General features: G+C 35.5%; 17 protein-coding genes. 11 read left to right on the top strand and 6 right to left on the bottom strand.

All coding sequences use genetic code 11. From position 1 onward, the window contains the following. Nucleotides 1-216: 216 nt before the first annotated feature. Nucleotides 217-2,079, bottom strand: a complete 1,863-nt coding sequence (locus tag FLAVO9AF_RS03255; RefSeq protein ID WP_159684207.1) for a peptidase M61 — start codon at nucleotides 2,077-2,079, stop codon at nucleotides 217-219. 422 nt (nucleotides 2,080-2,501) lie between these two features. Between FLAVO9AF_RS03255 and FLAVO9AF_RS03250 the strand changes: the two genes are divergently transcribed. Further along, nucleotides 2,502-3,017, top strand: coding sequence for a hypothetical protein (locus FLAVO9AF_RS03250; RefSeq protein WP_159684204.1), 516 nt, complete (start codon nucleotides 2,502-2,504; stop codon nucleotides 3,015-3,017). A 217-nt stretch (nucleotides 3,018-3,234) separates the two neighbouring features. Here FLAVO9AF_RS03250 and FLAVO9AF_RS03245 read toward each other — a convergent pair whose 3' ends face one another. The 4 genes from FLAVO9AF_RS03245 to FLAVO9AF_RS03230 all read right to left on the bottom strand — a co-directional run bounded on the left by FLAVO9AF_RS03245 (nucleotide 3,235) and on the right by FLAVO9AF_RS03230 (nucleotide 6,551). After that, nucleotides 3,235-3,651 carry an Rrf2 family transcriptional regulator gene (locus FLAVO9AF_RS03245; protein ID WP_159684201.1) on the bottom strand — a complete coding sequence of 139 codons (417 nt, stop codon included), beginning with the start codon at nucleotides 3,649-3,651 and terminating at the stop codon, nucleotides 3,235-3,237. A gap of 392 nt (nucleotides 3,652-4,043) precedes the next feature. Beyond that, a complete protein-coding gene (locus FLAVO9AF_RS03240) occupies nucleotides 4,044-4,442 on the bottom strand; it encodes a cytochrome c (RefSeq protein WP_159684198.1) in 399 nt (132 codons plus the stop codon). Nucleotides 4,443-4,615: 173 nt separating this feature from the next. After that, the gene (locus tag FLAVO9AF_RS03235; protein WP_159684195.1) at nucleotides 4,616-6,196 is read right to left on the bottom strand and encodes an NADP-dependent glyceraldehyde-3-phosphate dehydrogenase; all 1,581 of its coding nucleotides are present in this window, start codon (nucleotides 6,194-6,196) and stop codon (nucleotides 4,616-4,618) included. A gap of 40 nt (nucleotides 6,197-6,236) precedes the next feature. Further along, a complete protein-coding gene (locus tag FLAVO9AF_RS03230; protein ID WP_159684192.1) occupies nucleotides 6,237-6,551 on the bottom strand; it encodes a rhodanese-like domain-containing protein in 315 nt (104 codons plus the stop codon). A 282-nt stretch (nucleotides 6,552-6,833) separates the two neighbouring features. On the opposite strand from FLAVO9AF_RS03230, the gene FLAVO9AF_RS03225 reads away from it, so the two are divergent. The 10 genes from FLAVO9AF_RS03225 to cydB all read left to right on the top strand — a co-directional run bounded on the left by FLAVO9AF_RS03225 (nucleotide 6,834) and on the right by cydB (nucleotide 14,558). After that, nucleotides 6,834-7,463 carry a Crp/Fnr family transcriptional regulator gene (locus FLAVO9AF_RS03225; protein WP_159684188.1) on the top strand — a complete coding sequence of 210 codons (630 nt, stop codon included), beginning with the start codon at nucleotides 6,834-6,836 and terminating at the stop codon, nucleotides 7,461-7,463. A gap of 123 nt (nucleotides 7,464-7,586) precedes the next feature. Continuing rightward, the gene (locus FLAVO9AF_RS03220; RefSeq protein WP_159684185.1) at nucleotides 7,587-8,372 is read left to right on the top strand and encodes a sulfite exporter TauE/SafE family protein; all 786 of its coding nucleotides are present in this window, start codon (nucleotides 7,587-7,589) and stop codon (nucleotides 8,370-8,372) included. A gap of 78 nt (nucleotides 8,373-8,450) precedes the next feature. Then, nucleotides 8,451-9,866, top strand: coding sequence for a rhodanese-like domain-containing protein (locus FLAVO9AF_RS03215; RefSeq protein WP_159684182.1), 1,416 nt, complete (start codon nucleotides 8,451-8,453; stop codon nucleotides 9,864-9,866). A gap of 155 nt (nucleotides 9,867-10,021) precedes the next feature. Further along, nucleotides 10,022-10,225 carry a DUF2892 domain-containing protein gene (locus FLAVO9AF_RS03210; RefSeq protein ID WP_159684180.1) on the top strand — a complete coding sequence of 68 codons (204 nt, stop codon included), beginning with the start codon at nucleotides 10,022-10,024 and terminating at the stop codon, nucleotides 10,223-10,225. 2 nt (nucleotides 10,226-10,227) lie between these two features. Next, entirely contained in the window at nucleotides 10,228-11,061 is an 834-nt protein-coding gene (locus FLAVO9AF_RS03205; protein ID WP_159684177.1) for a methyltransferase domain-containing protein, read from the top strand. A 296-nt stretch (nucleotides 11,062-11,357) separates the two neighbouring features. Further along, entirely contained in the window at nucleotides 11,358-11,546 is a 189-nt protein-coding gene (locus tag FLAVO9AF_RS03200; RefSeq protein WP_159684175.1) for a hypothetical protein, read from the top strand. Nucleotides 11,547-11,553: 7 nt separating this feature from the next. Continuing rightward, nucleotides 11,554-11,856, top strand: coding sequence for a thioredoxin (trxA, locus tag FLAVO9AF_RS03195; RefSeq protein WP_159684172.1), 303 nt, complete (start codon nucleotides 11,554-11,556; stop codon nucleotides 11,854-11,856). Beyond that, nucleotides 11,853-12,047, top strand: a complete 195-nt coding sequence (locus FLAVO9AF_RS03190; RefSeq protein ID WP_159684169.1) for a hypothetical protein — start codon at nucleotides 11,853-11,855, stop codon at nucleotides 12,045-12,047. The genes trxA and FLAVO9AF_RS03190 overlap by 4 nt, the downstream gene beginning before the upstream one ends. A 107-nt stretch (nucleotides 12,048-12,154) precedes the next feature. Continuing rightward, on the top strand, nucleotides 12,155-13,495 hold the full coding sequence (locus FLAVO9AF_RS03185; RefSeq protein ID WP_159684166.1) for a cytochrome ubiquinol oxidase subunit I: 1,341 nt from the start codon (nucleotides 12,155-12,157) through the stop codon (nucleotides 13,493-13,495). A 25-nt stretch (nucleotides 13,496-13,520) separates the two neighbouring features. Beyond that, nucleotides 13,521-14,558 carry a cytochrome d ubiquinol oxidase subunit II gene (gene cydB / locus FLAVO9AF_RS03180; RefSeq protein ID WP_159684163.1) on the top strand — a complete coding sequence of 346 codons (1,038 nt, stop codon included), beginning with the start codon at nucleotides 13,521-13,523 and terminating at the stop codon, nucleotides 14,556-14,558. A 4-nt stretch (nucleotides 14,559-14,562) separates the two neighbouring features. Here the strand turns inward: cydB and FLAVO9AF_RS03175 are convergent, their stop codons facing one another. After that, nucleotides 14,563-17,688 (bottom strand): PAS domain S-box protein, encoded by a 3,126-nt coding sequence (locus FLAVO9AF_RS03175; protein WP_159684161.1) that lies wholly within the window; start codon nucleotides 17,686-17,688, stop codon nucleotides 14,563-14,565. Nucleotides 17,689-17,734 lie beyond the last annotated feature (46 nt).

Raw genomic sequence — 17,734 nt, 5'->3', positions numbered from 1 at the left:
TGTCAAATTACAATAAAAAAACTCCATAAAAATTTGAAAATGCCCCAAAATCTAGGCAAGATTTGGGGCATTTTTTTATGGAAATAAAAGACATTTATGATAGTGCCTTTAAGTTGTAATGAGGAAAATCACTTTAGAAAAAAGTATTAATAAAACTACTTTTAGTCAAAAAACTTAATGAATCAAAAATTCTAAAATATAAAGTCTGACAGAGGGTTAACCTTTTAACCACAATTGATTTAAAGCTTGTTTGGACGTATCTGTATAGCGGAATCCATCGCCTTCAGATGTATTTAATTTTACTGACCCACTCAATTGTTTTTCGCTACCATTTCGAATAATTTTCGCCTTAAATGGTGCTCCTACTTCTAACCCATAAACAGGCATCAGTAATTTATTGATGTCTTCTCCGTTTACTGGGATTCCATTTAATTCCATTACTTGGTCATTATTTTCAAAACCAATTGCTTTGATAAACTCATTTGAGCCGTCTTTGGCATCTATATAGACATTTTTCTTTTCATCCATTTTTAAGAACATCTTATTGTCAAAATAGAATGCGATTTTAACTGGTATTTGGACTTTAATGGTAGATACCCCAACTTTTGACAAGTATTCGTTATAATTGATAGGCACTCCTTTTACAATGTGTGTTTGCAAAAACTCCCCTACTTCTGGATAGGTAATTTTTGTGAACTCTGCTATAAAGGCATTGTCGTCGAAGGGTCTTGTTGGTCCGTATATTTGTGATAATTCACCCATAACGCTTAGGATTCCTCGTTTACCGTTACTTTTATCTCTAATAATAACATCCAAGCACATGGCCATCAGCGCTCCTTTTTCGTAGACGTTGGGATATTGTTTTTTCATTGCAGGAACCAAAACATTTTTACTCATTTCAGTAAACGACAAATCGTCTTTGAAGTAGGTTCTTGAATTCAATAACTTTTCGCTCATCGTATTATAAAAAACAGCGGCATCAATCAAACCTTCTTTTACTTGGAATAGATTGGCGAAGTATTCTGTAAAACCTTCATACATCCACAAATGTTGTGACATCTGCGGTTGATTAAAATCAAAATCGTGTATTTCTTTCGAATGTACTTTAAGCGGTGTTAGTGTATGGAAAAACTCATGAGAAATAACGTGAATCAATTCCGTTATTTTCATATCATCCTTAAAAGTGGCCGTAGTTGAAGTATTATGTTCTAAAGCCCCCAAACCTTTAGCATCATCGTTGTTCATTGAGGTGATATATACAAGGATTGCATACTTTTTAGTGGTATTAATCTTGCCCAAGAATTTTTTCTGTGCAGTTATCATTTTCTTGATATCGGGTAGCAGCGCTTGTGAATTAATGCTTTTATTTCGTGGAGAGTATACGTGCAAATACACATCCATTCCGTCTACAGAAAATGAAGACACATCTGGTTTGGCATACATAATTGGACTGTCTACTACTTCGGCGTAGCGCGACAATTGAAAAATGTCATTTGTATCACTTTTATCCGTATCGATTAATGCAGTTGTTCCCACTAAATCTTTTGGGTGATTTACTGTTAGTTTATAAGTAAAGTCTTTTTGGTTATCAAAATACCCCACAAATCCACAAAGGTTCAGCATAAAATTTTCACCTTGTAAAATATTAGTTCCCGCTGGAGAGAAAATGGTGGTAGAATTTTCGGCAAATGCTTGCCCTTCTTCAGAATCATAGGTGTCGTTAACTAGGTATTCTACACGGTCCAATTGATTGGCATTAGAGATTGTCCAGGTATTCACATCTTTTTTAGTCACTGTAAGTTCTTTTCCTGACGCATCATAGGCCTTGAAATCATCAACATAACGCCCATAATCAGCAATTGCATACGTACCGGGAATAATCTTGGCTAATTGATACGAAATTGTTGTTGCCGTAATTTGTGCTGGCTTTACCGTCACTTTTACTTTATCATTAGACACATTCACTAAATCTAATGTAGCTTTTACTTCGTTTTTAGAAGAACGAACTGTATCCTTAGTAGTTGAACAACTCCATATTACTAATTGTAACAAGAGTAGCAGTAATAAATGCTTTTTCATAGTAAAAAATTTTAGAGATAAATTAAGTCGACTGTATTATTAAAATAAATGAAACTAGGAAGTAAATTTCTATTTTCAATAGTAGTAAATTTAACATATTATTCTCAATATTAACAAATTAGATAAAAAAAAAAAAAAAATAATCCAATGATAGTTTTTTAAACTATATCCATCTTATAAAACCTCATAAATCTTGGTTTTTTTGCAATTTCTATCCAGAAAATAAACAGTACTGTATTTACTTTTTCCCAAAAACAAGCTGTGCATCTGACTAACAACAACTTAACATTAAAACAGTTTTAATTTTAATCTGAATAAAGTTGTGCATCCTATTAAAGCTTCTTGATTTTATTTTTAAGTGCTACAACTTATATTTATGTAGTTTTTTATAACTTACAACAACTTAATTCTACCCAATCACTATGTCAAGACGAGATAGATTAGAGCAAATGCCATTGTACCAAAAAGCCCTTCAAATTTTAAAAATTACGATGGGTTTAGTAGAAATTGTTCCAAAAGACAATGAATACCTTCAAGAAACCACCGTGCGTTTTATGATGGAAAACGCGATGTTGCTAGCGCCAAAAATAGCAGGAGCTAGCGCTATTGATTTGTACGATTTAAAGATGGAAAATGCTACCCTTGTTCGGAAGGCAGCTAGAGATTTGTATGTACAAGCAGGAAGTTTACGCTATGAAGAAAATATTCCCGACCAAGATTATATTCGGTTATTGAGAAGTGAAATCGAAGAGTTCCGGCTTTTATTTGTGGACTGGGTTGAAAACTTTGACCAATGGAATTACATCAAAGACGATTGGGGATTGTTCAATCCGCCTGGAGTAAGCGCACACGACAAAGACCCTGATGAAGATATTCCGTTTAATCCTGATGCTTTTTTTGAAAATATGGGAGATGATGAAGACGATGATGAGGAATGAAAATGGTGTTGATTCCCCAATTCTGTCAAGGATAGCAACGGAAAGCCCGTAAAGGAAGCCGTTCTTTTTATAAAACAAACCCCAAAAGAGCGACCAGCGGAAGCTCCTTTTGGGGTTATGTTTTATGAACGGGTTCCTGCGGACTTGCAGTGGATAGCCTGCCCGGACAGCCTAATTTGCATTGTCTACCTACTCTGAAAAAGCGGTTTTCTATTTTTTATTGTTGCGTTACCAAAGAGGCAATCGTAATTTGTTGCATGGATTTTAGCGTTTCTTCACGAACTGAGATTAGGCCGTGGCGCAAGTGGCAAGTGGCTTCGTCTGCGCAATCCGAACAACGCTCGTAGAAATTGAGCGAAGCACATGGCAATAACGCGATGGCCCCATCGAATAAACGATGTATGTCGGCCAAAGTAATTGCATCTTTGGATTTCAAAAGGTAATACCCTCCTAATTTTCCTTGTTTACTACCAACAAAATGAGCGCGTTTTAAGTCTAATAAAATTTGCTCTAAGAATTTTTTGGGGATGTTAGCTCCTTCAGAAATAGCTATCGTTTTGGCTATTTCACCTTCTTTTTGTTGTGCCAAATAAAGCAGTGCCTTTAAGGCATATTTGGTTTTTTGTGATAGCATTTTGATTATTTTTTGCTAAAATACAAAAAAAACAACTAGAGCAAAGAGAAATAAATAGCATCGGATTTTAGGAAGTTAGCCACTATAAGAGTGGTTAAATGCAATGCAAAAAAAGGACCTCTTCAGCATCACTAAAGCGGCCCTTTCAAACAAACCCTTGTTTGGATACTAGAATTACTTTAAATGGTAAAACAATTTGAGCATAAAGTTCACCAACCAATACACTAGTACACCTATAACAAATCCAGAAATTAAAAATGCTAAAAGATTAATTATTGCGTTAGGAAGCACTCGCCATCGTAGCGGCAAATATTTAGGTTCACGATGCAATTGTTGCTTAACCTTAGTGGTCGCTATTTTTAGTTTCTTTTTGATAATAACTAGTGGCTATCTTATTTTTCAAGTTCTCTTATGTAATTCACCAATTCCCAGCGTTGGTCTTCGGTTAATAATTCTTCGTAAGAAGCCATTGGGGGTTTTCCATTGGTGATTTTCCAAAAAATCACACCGTCTGATTCTTTTTTAACTTTGAAGGCTAAGAAGTTAGCTGGTTTTTTATCCAAAGTAAGTCCAGCTTCTCCATTTCCTTTTCCTTTTATTCCGTGACACAGTACACACATTTGTTCGTAAATACGTTTTCCTTCAGCGGTAGCCTTTGTATTGCCTTTGAAAGGATTTTTGAGTGCATCGGCAGTTTTTGGGGCTTTCCAATCTGATTCTTGAGCAGAAACAAGATGTCCTCCGATGATGAATAAAACCATAACTAATAAAAAAGAAAAATTGGTTTTCATGGCGAAATCGATTTAGTATTGTTACTCAAATTTATAACAATTGCTCGTTGAAAAAACTGATAAATATCATTTATCACCATTTTTGCAAAAAATCATAACATTTTGACTACTAAAACGCATAAAAAAACGCCTCAAACATAAGAATGAGGCGTTTAAGTAAGTAAAAATTGTTTTTACAATATGTAATCTGTATTGATAAAATTAGATTCTTTGCTATTTAATAAATCTTGCAGAATCGCATTATTGTAAGCATTGTCTTTTGACGCTACAAAAGTTCTGATAGAGAATGAGCGCAACGCATCATGAATACTCAATGTAGCAACAGCAGAATCTTTTCGTCCAGTAAACGGGAACACGTCTGGTCCTCTTTGGCAAGAGCTATTTAAATTTACTCTACAAACCAAATTGACCAAAGTATCAATTAGTGGCGCAATGGTTTTGATATCTTTTCCAAACAAACTTACTTGCTGTCCGTAATTGGATTCCGCCATATCATTCAACGGCTCTTGAATGTCTTTGAAAGTCAAAATAGGAACGATTGGTCCAAATTGCTCTTCATGGTACACCCGCATGTCTTTATTTACTGGAAAAACAACTGCAGGAAAAATTGAATTTTCGGTTTTTTGCCCACCTTTCGCATTGATAACTTTTGCTCCTTTTGCGACAGCATCATCAATTAATTCTTGAATATAATTTGGTTTTTCAACCTCTGGAAGTGGGGTAAGCATAACGCCTTTTTCCCACGGGTTTCCGAATTTCAATTCATCAACTTTTGCTGCAAAACGCGTATTGAATTCACTTGCAATCGATTCGTGAACATACAATACTTTCAAGGCAGTACAACGTTGTCCATTGAACGAAAGAGAACCTGTGATACATTCTTGAATCGCCAAATCCAAATCGGCATCAGGTAAAATGATTGCTGGATTTTTGGCTTCTAATCCTAAAATCAAACGCAAACGGTTTTTATTCGGGTGCTGGTCTTGCAAAGCAATGGCCGATTTACTGTTACCTATCAAGGCCAATAAATCTACTTTTCCAGATTGCATTACTGGAGTCGCTACCTCTCTTCCACGTCCATATAAAATATTGATGGCTCCTTTTGGAAAACTACTTCTAAAAGCTTCTAATAAAGGAGAAATCAATAAAACACCGTGTTTTGCAGGTTTAAAAATTACTGGATTTCCCATAATCAAAGCGGGAATCAGCAATGAAAAGGTTTCATTTAAAGGATAATTGTAAGGTCCTAAACAAAGTACAACGCCTAATGGACCACGACGCACCATGGCATGAATTCCTTGTACTTTTGAAAAATGAGCACTACGACTGTTTAATTCTTTCAAACTTTCGATAGTATCATAAATGTACTCAACGGTTCTGTCAAATTCTTTTTCGGAATCGCCCAAAGACTTTCCTATTTCCCACATCAACAATTTTACCACTTCTTCTCTTGTTGACTTCATTTGAGAAACGAAGTTTTCCATACATTTGATACGATCCGCTACTTTCATTGTAGGCCATAAACCTTGGCCATTATTGTAAGCATTGTGTGCCGCTTCTACCGCTTCTAAAGCTTCGGCTTCACCCATAAATGGGATAGAACCTAATAAAGTTGGAGCATAATCTGCAGTAGAGGAAATAGTTGAATATACAGGGGTTGTTTTTCCTGTCCACTTTTTCAACTCACCATTTACGAGATAAGTATCTTGATTGACAAGAGTATGTATTTGATATTCTTGAGGTATTACTTCCATTGATAACAATTTAAAAATTAATAATAGTCTTATTGTAACATTAGTCTGGCGCTACAATTTCACCGTTCCAGGCCAAAATACCTCCTAATAAGTTATAGGCATTTTCAAAACCCAATTCATTCATGATTTCACAAGCTTTTGCACTTCTTGCACCAGAACGACAGTACACATAATAATTTTTAGACTTATCCAACGCTTCTATAGCTGAGATAAACGCTGGACCTTGGTGAATATCAATATTTAAGGCAGATGCGATAATTCCATCATTGTATTCGTCTTCAGTTCTTACATCAAGTATAACTGCATTTGAATCGGCTTCTAATTGCTCAATCCAATCTTCTTGTGTTAAATTCATAGCTTCTTTTTTTGTAAAATTACGATGTTTTACAGAAACAAAAAGGCGTAAAAATGTTAAATGGATAATATTTCGTAGAAAACGATATCGTAAATTACAAAAAACAACAAAATTGCATTTTTACAAAATATTCACTAATAAAGCATCATATTTCATAATTAATTAAATAGTATTTTAAATAATAACATAAAAAACAACAATTAATCAACAAATAGAATACACCTCATCCTATCGATTTTGTGCTATATTTGTAGTAGTAACAACTACTAAATTTCATCAGAAATGAACCCATCCATAAAACAATCTTTTCCCTCTTTTTCGAATACGCTAATCGATGCTATTGACCAAAATGCCAATGAACAATTTATTCCAGCTGGCACAGTTATTATGCGCACCGGACAGTACATCAAAAATACGATGCTAGTAATTAGCGGGAAGATTAAGATTTATCGTGAAGACGAAGATGGTGGAGAATTTTTTATGTATTATTTACAACCGGGTCAAGCTTGCGCACTCTCTATGGTATGTGCCACCAGAAGTGAAAAAAGCCAAATTATGGCCAAGGTGGTAGAAGATGCCGAATTGATTTCGGTGCCTTTAGCATTGATGGACAAATGGATGATGGAGCACCGTTCGTGGTATGAATTTGTAGTTGCTACGTACCGCAATCGTTTTGAAGAAGTCCTAGAAGTATTAGATAGTGTAGCATTTAGAGCCATGGACGAGCGTTTAGAATTTTATTTAAAACGTCAAGTAGCATCATGTGGTTGCAAAGATTTAAAATTATCCCATCAAGAAATTGGGATGGATTTAAATACTTCTCGAGAAGTGATTTCGAGACTCTTAAAAAAAATGGAACAAAGAGGTTTAGTAAAATTGCATCGCAACCATATCGAAGTTTTAACTAAGTAAATTTTAAAACAACCTCAACTTGCTACTCTAAATTAAAATATTGTGACTAAAAATTCGAATGTGACTAAAATTACCAAAGACTAAAAAGTAAAGTCACATCTTTGCAGCACAAAAAAAAGAAACATGGAATATATTGGTTACTTTGCTTCAATTATTATTGGTCTATCATTGGGACTCATTGGTGGTGGGGGTTCTATCTTGACGATTCCAATTTTGGTTTATTTATTCAAAATAGACCCAGAATTGGCCACTAGCTATTCCTTATTCATCGTTGGATTATCGGCTCTATTTGGTTGTTATAGTCATTACAAAATGGGGAATCTAAAAATAAAAGCCGCTTTATATTTTGCAATCCCTTCTGTATTTTCGATACTAATTATTAGAGAAGTTATTTTTCCGCAGATTGCTTCTACCCTATTTTCTATTGCTAGTTTTCAAGTATCGAAAGACTTTTTGATAATGATTGTCTTTTCGGTTTTGATGATATTAGCTGCTGTCTCAATGATAAGAAGAAAGTTGCCTGAAATTGTATCCACGTCTACCAATTATGTTCAATTGGGAGTTATTGGATTTGTCGTTGGAATCATTACTGGTTTCTTGGGTGCAGGTGGTGGTTTTTTAATTATTCCAGCCTTGCTCTTTTTTGCCAATTTACCAATGAAACAAGCTGTTGGCACATCACTTTTAATCATTTTTATCAATTCGGCTATTGGTTTTGGCGGCGATCTATACATCGGAACCCCAATCGACTATACTTTTTTACTCACGATAGCCGCCATGGCTTTTATCGGAATTCTAATTGGTATTCAGCTTTCTAAAAAAATTGACGGAGCCAAACTCAAACCTCTTTTCGGTTGGTTTATTTTGGTAATGGGGATTTATATCATTACCAAAGAAGTCTTTTTTTAGTCCATAAATATGTAACATTTATCACTTTTTCTATAAAAAATCAATAGTACCTTTGTGTACTCAATAAAACAAAATACCATGCAAATAGAACAAATATATACAGGTTGTTTGGCTCAAGGAGCCTACTATATTACTTCAAATGGAGAAGCGGCTATAATTGACCCTTTGAGAGAAGTACAGCCGTATTTAGACCGTTTGGAACGAGATAACGTTCGCTTAAAATATATTTTTGAAACGCATTTCCATGCAGATTTCGTTTCGGGTCATTTGGATTTGAGCAAATCCACTAATGCTCCCATTGTATATGGCCCAACAGCAAAACCTGAATTTGAAGCTATTGTAGCTACAGATAATCAGATTTTTGAAATTGGAAACATCAAAATTAAAGTATTGCACACTCCAGGGCACACTATGGAAAGTACCACCTATTTGTTGATTGACGAAACAGGTAAAGAATATGCTATATTTTCTGGAGACACCTTATTTATTGGGGATGTAGGACGCCCTGATTTAGCACAAAAAGCCGCTGGAATGACACAGGAGCAATTGGCAGGAACATTATTTCATTCGTTAAGAGATAAAATCATGACACTAGCCGACGATGTAATTGTATATCCTGCGCACGGTGCTGGAAGTGCTTGTGGTAAGAACATGAGTAAAGAAACGGTTTCTACAATTGGACAACAAAAAGCTACCAATTACGCTTTGAGAGCCAACATGACCGAAGCCGAATTCATAAAAGAAGTAACCGACGGTTTGCTTCCTCCTCCAGCCTATTTTGGAATGAATGTGGCAATGAATAAAAAAGGCTACGAAAGTTTTGAAAAAGTTTTACATAACGGTATGCAAGCGCTCTCGGCAACTGATTTTGAAAGAATTGCCGATGAGACTGGCGCCTTGGTTTTAGATACACGCAATAGTGGTGATTTTTACAACGCTTTCATTCCACAATCTATTAATATTGGGATTAATGGTGATTTTGCCCCATGGGTAGGCGCTATGATTGCCGATGTGCAACAACCGCTTCTTTTGGTCACCGAGAAAGGACGTGAAGAAGAAACCGTAACCCGATTGAGCCGTGTAGGATTTGACCATATTTTAGGGCATCTTGAAGGTGGTTTTGAGTCATGGACAAAAGCGAATAAAGAAATTGACACCATCCATAGAATTTCAGCTGCTGAGTTCGAACAAAAGGTAAACACTGATAAAGATGTTATCATTGATATTAGAAAAGAAAGTGAATACAGCGCAGAACACGTAGCTGAAGCATATAATAAACCCTTATCCGCTATAAATGACTGGATAACCACTATTGACCCGAAACAACATTTCTTTATGCATTGTGCAGGTGGATATCGCAGTATGATTGCGGCTTCTATTTTGCAAGCGAGAGGGTTTAGAAATTTCACAGAAATTGAAGGCGGTTTTGGCGCTATAGCAAAAACAACAGTTCCTAAAACTGATTTTGTGTGCCAAAGCAAAGTGTTGAAATAAGGTAGAGATTAGAAGTTAGAAGTTAGAGGTTAGAAGTTTTGCGTTCTTTGCGTAATCCTTAGCGAACCTTGCGGTTAGAAATACAAGAAGTAAAATAATACTTGAAAAAGACAATTCTTGAACAAATAGTACATTAACAACTAAAATTAATCATTATGAAAAAAAACATGGGTGTTACCGACAAAAGAATTCGAGTTTTTATAGCCGTCTTGCTTTTTGCTTTATACTATTTCAAAGTAATTGAGGGAACTTTGGGGATGATTGGATTAGGATTAGCTTTGATATTTGTGATAACGAGTTTTATTAGTTTTTGTCCGTTGTATGCTCCATTTGGAATTACAACTTGTAAAAGAAAATAAGAATGGAAGGTATTACTTGTTGTGTAAAGAGTTGCGAGAAACCATTAGACCAATCCTATTGGGATTTACAATACCAATCTGAAACTACAGGTTGGGATTTGGGAACGATTTCCCCACCAATCAAAGCGTATGTTGACCAATTGAAAGATACTACAATTTCGGTATTGATTCCGGGTTGTGGGAATACGTATGAAGCGGAATACCTTTTAGAAAAAGGGTTTACCAATATTACTGTGATTGATATTGCTCCTACGCTCGTTGAAAAATTAAAAGAAAAATTCAAAAATACTAATGCTATTCGTATCATTCAAGGGGATTTTTTTGAACATAAGGGTAGCTATGATTTGATTTTAGAACAAACTTTCTTTTGTGCTTTGCCTCCGCAAATGCGTCAAAAATACGTTTGGAAAATGCATCAATTGTTATCCAAAAATGGGAAAAAAGCGGGACTACTTTTTAATCGCAGTTTTGAGGTAAGTCCGCCTTTTGGTGGAAGCAAAACCGAATACGAACAGTTATTTTCAGAAGCTTTTCATTTTAAAATTCTAGAAACATCCTATAACTCGGTTACGCCAAGAGCGCAATCGGAATTGTTTTTTGTTTTTGAGAAAAAACCGGAAGTGATTGTGCAATGTTTCGCTTTGAGTGGCATCACTTGTTCGAATTGCACGAAAACAGTACTTCAGAAAATAGGTGCAATTCCAGAAGTAATTAATGCACAAATCAATAGTACTTTTACTGATTTGATTGTTATGAGTACCAACGAAATTTCTCTGGGACAATTGAAAGAAGTACTCGCTTATGAACCAGAGTACAGTATTGCGCTTGTTGATTAAACTTTCGTACTGTGCAGAAAGAAGATGATTTTTTTTTAAAGTTAAAAGTATTTAAAATATACCTACAAGGTTTCGAAAACCTTGCAGAAAATTGAACGCGGGTTTGCAAAATAAAGAATAGCAACAATGAATACTAAGATGCAAATTGCTGCTCCTTAACCCCGATAGCAGCGGCATCCTTTGCTTTTTTTCTTTAAAAAAGCAAAGATATAGCGGATAGCGGGACGGTGTTTCCTGAAAAGCCCATTTGTTACTGTTCCTAAAAATAATAATACATCAAAATTATAAACACGAAAATGAAAACACTTTTATTTACCAATTGGCATTTGATGCGCTGGATTCGGCTGGCTTTTGCCCTATTCTTATTTGGAGAGGCTTATGCTACTCGAGAATGGTTTTTTATTGTTTTTGGTTTGTTTTTCTTGCTACAAGCTTTGTTTAACTGGGGTTGCGGGGCAAATGGTTGCGCTATTCCTAAAAAATAAATAGACTATGAATGCTTTTCAACAATTGATACAGAAAGACCAACCTGTTTTGGTTGACTTTTTCGCCACTTGGTGTGGTCCTTGCCAAATGCTCGCTCCTGTTCTAAAACAAGTAAAGGAAAGCCTTGGTGAACGTATCACAATTATCAAAATCGATGTGGACAAAAATCAAGCGATTGCGGCTCAGTACCAAGTACGCGGGGTGCCCACCATACTTTTGTTTCAAAACGGGAAACAATTGTGGAGACAATCTGGGGTGGTGAGCAAAGATGAATTGATCAAAATTATCGTTGAAAAAAGCAACTCATGAATAAACAAGGCATTATAGTAACTGCGGTTGGAATCACCATTGGATTACTCGCGGGATATTGGTACTACGCAGCCATTGGTTGCTCGTCTGGAAGCTGCGCTATTACCTCAAAACCAATCAATAGCACTTTATACGGTGGGTTATTGGGAGGATTAATTGGCAATTTGTTTGAAAAGAAGTCCAAAAAATAGCTCCAATTTTATCTTCAACAAAAGTTACTTTTTTGATAAATGGCTAAAAAAAGTGGCAATATTTGGTTGAAGTCAACTAAATTTGTAGGACTACTAAACCCACTATCATGGATGTTGAAATATTAGCTCGAATCCAGTTTGCTTTTACCGTTGCTTTTCATTATATCTATCCGCCTTTGAGCATAGGCATTGGATTGCTTATCGTACTTTTTGAAAGTATTTATATCAAAACTGGCAATAAAGAATACGAAACCCTTACTCGTTTTTGGATTAAAATTTTCGCTTTAACTTTCGGAATTGGTGTTGCCACAGGCATCATTATGGAATTTGAATTTGGCACCAACTGGGCAGTATATTCGCGTTATGTGGGTGACATTTTTGGTAGTGCACTTGCTGCTGAAGGTCTATTTGCTTTTGGGCTAGAAAGTACCTTTTTGGGTGTATTGCTCTTTGGTTGGAATCGCGTAAAACCTTGGGTGCATTTGGTTTCTACCATTGGTGTATTTTTAGGTTCTATGTTTTCGGCGGTTTGGATTGTTGTGGCTAATTCTTGGCAACAAACCCCAGCAGGCTATCATATCGTAGGTGAAGGCTTGCACGCTCGCGCTGAAGTAACCGATTTTTGGGCGATGGTTTTTAATCCTTCAAGTGTAGACCGATTGATACATACTTGGCAAGGTGCTTTTTTGGCAGGAGCGTTTTTAGTGTTGAGTGTTCATGCTTACTACTTGAAAAAAGGACGTTTTGTTGCCATTTCTAAAAAAGCCTTTCCGATTGCGTTGGGAGTGGCTACTTTCTTTTCTTTTACACAATTACTTTCTGGACACAGTTCTGCTGATGGAGTGGCCGTGAATCAACCAGCAAAACTAGCCGCTATGGAAGGTCATTTTGAAAAAAATGCTCCCGCAGATTTATACCTTATGGGGTGGGTGAATAAAAAAGACCAAACCGTAACAGGCATAGGTATTCCCGGTGGCTTATCGTTCTTGGTTCATCAGGATTTTAAAGCGCCTATCAAAGGTTTGAATGACTTTCCAGAACAAGACCGTCCTAGCCAAATCAATGCAGTGTTTCAATTTTACCATATTATGGTGGCTATTGGTTTGTTTTTGATTGCGCTTACTTTTTATGCCAGTTTCTTGTGGTTCAAAGGCAAATTGTTCGAGACCAAACGGCTATTGACTATTTTCTCTTATTCGGTGCTACTGCCTCAAATAGCCAATCAGGTGGGATGGTTTACGGCCGAAATGGGCAGACAGCCTTGGGTGGTATATGGTCAGTTAAGAACGAGTCAAGCTTTCTCTCAAGAAGTTTCGGCTAACCAAATTGTATTTTCATTGGTGCTTTTTACGCTAGTTTATTCTTTACTTTTGGTTTTGTTCCTTTATTCTGTCAATAAAAAAGTAAAACATGGTCCTTATGATTCATCCGACGCTGTTTTAAACTGATTTACTTACCCACAACTTTACACTTATGGAGTATTTTTTAGGCATAGATTATCCCACACTTTGGTATTTAGTCATTGGACTCTTGTTCTCAGGTTATGCGATTTTAGAAGGATTTGATTTTGGTGCAGGTGCTTGGCATTTGTTTTTTAGAAAAGACTTGAGTCGTCGTATTGCTATTAATGCCATTGGTCCAGTTTGGGATGCCAATCAGGTTTGGTTGGTTATTGGTGGTGGCGCGTTGTTTGCAGGCTTCCCTGTAATGTATGCAACTATGCTTTCTGCCATGTATGTGCCGTTTATGATATTTTTGTTTTTTAATGTGCTTCGTGCGGCTGCTATCAAGTTTAGAAGTGCAGAGGAAATGGTGTGGTGGCGCAAAACTTGGGATATAGTTTATAGCACTTCGAGTATAATGATTGCGTTTTTGTTGGGCGTTGTATTGGGTAATATTCTTCAAGGCTTTGCTTTGGGGCCTAATTTTAGTTACAAAGGAGGCATCTTTTTTTCCTTTCTTAATCCTTATGCGATTATGGTTGGATTTACTACCCTATCGCTTTTTATGACTCAAGGTGCGATATACTTATTATTAAAAACAGAAGGAACCTTACACCAACGTTTGACTTTCCTACTCCGAAGAGGCATGATTTTTTTCATTGTTAGTTTTGGAATCACTTCGCTATACACGCTAATATTTATTCCTGGTGTGACTGAGAATTTCAGAAGTAATCCTATTTATTTTGCGGTTCCTGTAATTTCTTTTTTGGCAGTAGCCAATGTACCAAGGCTTGTATCCAAAAAACAATATATGCGCGCTTTGATTTTCTCGTCTTTAACTATGTCGCTTTTACTGATTTTGGTTGCCTTGCATTTGTACCCTACACTATTGATTTCTACAATAAACCCTGAGTATAGTGTTACGATTTACAATGCTGCTTCTTCGCAAAAATCATTAGGAATTATGCTAACTATTGTGGCTATAGGTGCGCCATTATTGGGGGCTTACTTTTTCTTTTTGTATAAAACATTTAATGGCAAAGTAAAATTAGACGATACTAGTTATTAAAAAATTAGTCTTTAATCAACACCCATTTTTGAATCATCTCCTGTAAATCTTTGGCAAGAATAGGTTTTGACAAATAATCGTTCATTCCGAATTCTAAACACTTTTCTCTTTCCCCATTCAGAATTCCTGCGGTTAGAGCGATAATAGGAACATTTTTGTATTTCGGAATTTTTCTGATTTCAGTGGCTGCTTCGTACCCATTCATAATTGGCATTTGAATATCCATTAAAATTAGATCAAAGCACTGATTGTCTATAGCTGCAATAGCTTCTTCTCCGTTTTTCGTCTCAATAATCGCTGCATTTGGAATAATTCTTTTGATTAGAGTAACGGCTAAAAAGCGGTTTACCGAATTGTCTTCAACAATCAAAACACTGAGATTATCTCCATTCAATTCTTGTTGTACTTCTACTTCAATTGTTTTTTCCTTGGTTTTCATTTTTAATGAGTTGATTTTTTCAAAGGTAATAGAAAAATAAAAATCGCTTCCTTCACCTTGTTGGCTTTTCAGATGCAATTCGCTTTTCATTAATCCTAGCAATTGATTTGAGATTGTCAATCCCAAACCTGTTCCTCCAAATTGTCTAGAAGTTGTCGTATCTTCTTGAACGAAGGATTGAAATATTTTCTCTTGATTTTTTGGTTTTATACCAATTCCAGTATCTTTTACTGAAAACTGAATCGTATGGAATTGATTTCGAACCTGTACCACCTTCAAATCCAAATTAATTTGACCAAATGAAGTAAATTTTAATGCATTATTGATCAAGTTAACAAGTACTTGTTTAAGTCGCAAAGAGTCTGCTAAAATGTATCTTGGCACTTCTTCTTGAAAAGTTAGCGTCAAATCAATTTGTTTTTGTTGGGCTTGAAATTTGAACAAATGAATGGTTTGATGCACCAATTCATACAAGTCTACTTCTTCGATATTCAGTTCTAACTTTCCAGCTTCGATTTTAGAAAAATCCAATATATTATTGATAATCCCCATCAATGTAATAGCCGATTCATGAATAATGTCCATGTATTCCATCTGATTTTTATCGAGATGGGTAGCCGATAATAAATCTGAAAAACCAATAATTCCGTTTAGAGGTGTACGTATTTCATGACTCATATTGGCCAAGAATTCCGTTTTTGCTTTATTTGCTTCTTCTGCTTTTTCTTTGGCTTTTATCAATTCTATTTCTAGTAGCTTTCTTTCCGTCACATCACGAATTGTTCCTACTAAAACAGATGGCTTTCCTTCATTATCAAATTTTAAAGAACCATTTCCGTGCAACCATCGTTCCTCACCATCATTGGCTCTTATGATTTTATACTCTTTATTGAAAGCTTGCTTTTTTTCCAATACTTCCTCAGTGATGTATTTCACCATGATTTCCTTATGGTCTGGGTGCACTAAAGAAAGCCAAGAATAAGAATTAAAATCATCTGAAGATTGTATGCCAAAAATTACATCCAAAAGCTTAGAGCGAGTCCAAACATCAGTATTCAAATTGATACTAAAGGTTCCGATATTAGCTATACGTTGGGTTTCAAGTAAAAATTGTTCATTTTCAATCAATAAGGACTCAGCGCTTTTTCGTTCTGTGATGTCTCGTACAATCGTCAACACAGTACCATCGTGTAACAACTTAGAAATGAGTTCGACATAGAGCACTTTATTTTCATTCAGCAGAATTTTTCGCTCAGATTGAACTGACAATCCCTTATGCAATTTTTCAAATTGCAGCGGTTTTATTAAAACCTGATCATTGGATACAAAATCATAAATGGATTTAGTCAGTAATTCCTCTTCAGTATAGCCAGAAATTTTACAGGCGTTCTCATTTACACTTAAGATTCGCCCATCAGTAGTCGAAATAACAATAGCATCCACCATTTGTTTGACCAAAACTCTGTAACGCTCCTCACTTTCTTGAACTTCTTTTTCTATTTTCTTTCTATCAGTAATGTCTTTTACAAAACCTAAATACGCAGAATTGTTTAGTTTTATGGCGTCCAACGACCACCATCTTAAACTTCCGTTTTTTTGGATAAACTGTAAATCGATTTTACAACTGCCTAAGTTCTTTACCTCATTTAAGGCTTGATAGCATCGTTCAGGTGCTTCTGGATCTGTAAAATCAGAGGTACACATTTCGAGTAATTCTTCTTTAGAAAATCCAGTTATTTTGCTTGCGGCAGGATTCACTTCTATAAAATGTCCTTTTTCGTTGGTAACAAAAATACCATCAGGCGCATTTTCGATGTAACTTCTAAACTTGCTATTACTTTTTTCTTCTAAAGCTTTGATTTGATTTTCCTTTTCTACTTTTTCTTTTGCTTTGATAAGTAATTCAAATTCTTTCTTTTTGGTAATATCTTGAGCGATTCCTTTTAGTCCAATAATCTTATTTTCTTCATCTATTATTGGCATACCCGTTCCATAAAGCCATTTCTTACGCTTGTCAGGAAAGTGAATTTCGTGTTCAATTTCATACGGTATTTGGGTCTTTACAATACCATCCAATTTCCTATTCAATAGATCCAAATCTGCCAACGACAAATGCGATAAATAATCTGCATATAGGTCTTTTGTAGTTTTATCGATTTCAAAAATAGCATACAATTCGTCAGACCATGTCAACTCTTCTGTTTCAAAATAAAAAACCCAATTTCCAGTTTTGGCCAACTTTTGGGCATCATTAAAAAATAACTTCGTAGCTAAACATTCTTGTTTACTAATTTGAAATTCATTTACGTCAAATGCATAAGCGTGAAATAAATTAGATTGTGAATCAAACCAAAAGCGCCATTGGTAATAAGACGATTGTGCAGAACTATCTAAAACTTTACTAATGATAGTTGAAGTACTACCCGATTCTTTTGAGGAATGAATACAACTTTTTGTGCCCTCAACATCTGCTGTAGTAATTAATTGAAGAAAAGCTACACCTTCTAATTGATTGTTATTGTAGCCTAAATTTAAAAAACTTGGGCTGAATGAAATAATCTTTCCCTGAAGATCAAAAGTGCAGAATAAATCACTGTTTTGTTTGATAAAAGAATCATAAGAACTGTAAAAAAGAAGCTCTTTTTTTAATTGCTCAATTTCTTCTCGTTGATTTGATGAACCGGACCCCATACACTTACGTTTAGATAGCAACTCTTGACATTCTTTATTTTGTTTA

The sequence above is a fragment of the Flavobacterium sp. 9R genome (assembly GCF_902506345.1).
Lineage (GTDB): Bacteria > Bacteroidota > Bacteroidia > Flavobacteriales > Flavobacteriaceae > Flavobacterium.
Note: the sequence above shows the minus strand (reverse complement) of the source record. Positions and strands in the feature narration are given on the sequence as shown.

What these genes read in the sequence shown, in the direction of transcription:
- FLAVO9AF_RS03255 (WP_159684207.1), bottom strand. Translation starts at nt 2,079, where the DNA reads ATGAAAAAGCATTTATTACTGCTACTCTTGTTACAATTAGTAATATGG.
- FLAVO9AF_RS03250 (WP_159684204.1), top strand. Translation starts at nt 2,502, where the DNA reads ATGTCAAGACGAGATAGATTAGAGCAAATGCCATTGTACCAAAAAGCC.
- FLAVO9AF_RS03245 (WP_159684201.1), bottom strand. Translation starts at nt 3,651, where the DNA reads ATGCTATCACAAAAAACCAAATATGCCTTAAAGGCACTGCTTTATTTG.
- FLAVO9AF_RS03240 (WP_159684198.1), bottom strand. Translation starts at nt 4,442, where the DNA reads ATGAAAACCAATTTTTCTTTTTTATTAGTTATGGTTTTATTCATCATC.
- FLAVO9AF_RS03235 (WP_159684195.1), bottom strand. Translation starts at nt 6,196, where the DNA reads ATGGAAGTAATACCTCAAGAATATCAAATACATACTCTTGTCAATCAA.
- FLAVO9AF_RS03230 (WP_159684192.1), bottom strand. Translation starts at nt 6,551, where the DNA reads ATGAATTTAACACAAGAAGATTGGATTGAGCAATTAGAAGCCGATTCA.
- FLAVO9AF_RS03225 (WP_159684188.1), top strand. Translation starts at nt 6,834, where the DNA reads ATGAACCCATCCATAAAACAATCTTTTCCCTCTTTTTCGAATACGCTA.
- FLAVO9AF_RS03220 (WP_159684185.1), top strand. Translation starts at nt 7,587, where the DNA reads ATGGAATATATTGGTTACTTTGCTTCAATTATTATTGGTCTATCATTG.
- FLAVO9AF_RS03215 (WP_159684182.1), top strand. Translation starts at nt 8,451, where the DNA reads ATGCAAATAGAACAAATATATACAGGTTGTTTGGCTCAAGGAGCCTAC.
- FLAVO9AF_RS03210 (WP_159684180.1), top strand. Translation starts at nt 10,022, where the DNA reads ATGAAAAAAAACATGGGTGTTACCGACAAAAGAATTCGAGTTTTTATA.
- FLAVO9AF_RS03205 (WP_159684177.1), top strand. Translation starts at nt 10,228, where the DNA reads ATGGAAGGTATTACTTGTTGTGTAAAGAGTTGCGAGAAACCATTAGAC.
- FLAVO9AF_RS03200 (WP_159684175.1), top strand. Translation starts at nt 11,358, where the DNA reads ATGAAAACACTTTTATTTACCAATTGGCATTTGATGCGCTGGATTCGG.
- trxA (WP_159684172.1), top strand. Translation starts at nt 11,554, where the DNA reads ATGAATGCTTTTCAACAATTGATACAGAAAGACCAACCTGTTTTGGTT.
- FLAVO9AF_RS03190 (WP_159684169.1), top strand. Translation starts at nt 11,853, where the DNA reads ATGAATAAACAAGGCATTATAGTAACTGCGGTTGGAATCACCATTGGA.
- FLAVO9AF_RS03185 (WP_159684166.1), top strand. Translation starts at nt 12,155, where the DNA reads ATGGATGTTGAAATATTAGCTCGAATCCAGTTTGCTTTTACCGTTGCT.
- cydB (WP_159684163.1), top strand. Translation starts at nt 13,521, where the DNA reads ATGGAGTATTTTTTAGGCATAGATTATCCCACACTTTGGTATTTAGTC.
- FLAVO9AF_RS03175 (WP_159684161.1), bottom strand. Translation starts at nt 17,688, where the DNA reads ATGGGGTCCGGTTCATCAAATCAACGAGAAGAAATTGAGCAATTAAAA.